We start from the raw sequence: 253 nt of genomic DNA, 5'->3' as shown, positions 1-253 counted from the left end.
TACGTGATCGTGGTGACCGTGTTCGCGCTCAGCCAGATCCCGGCGATCAAGAGCTGGCTGGCCAGCACGTTCACGTTCGTCTTCAACTGGCCCGGCCTGCAGTCGGCGAACTTCGCGAAGGACGCAAGGGGGCGGTCGTGCCCCAGGCGCTCGACTTCTGCGGGATCGTCACCGCCGGTCAGGCCAAGGCAGGGACGCTGACCAGCTGCAGCCTCGGGCAGGTGAACCTGTACTCGGTGCTCGCCACCGGAAC

The 253-nt window shown here is 66.4% G+C and carries 1 protein-coding gene; it reads right to left on the bottom strand.

Going from position 1 to position 253, the window contains the following annotated elements; genetic code table 11:
- Positions 1–253, bottom strand: a 253-nt coding sequence (locus tag BN358_RS26290) for a hypothetical protein (protein ID WP_198018396.1), incomplete at both ends; no start/stop codon positions are given.

This window comes from Sedimentibacter sp. B4 (genome assembly GCF_000309315.1).
In the GTDB taxonomy this organism is placed as follows: Bacteria; Bacillota; Clostridia; order Tissierellales; family Sedimentibacteraceae; genus Sedimentibacter; species Sedimentibacter saalensis.
Note: the sequence above shows the minus strand (reverse complement) of the source record. Positions and strands in the feature narration are given on the sequence as shown.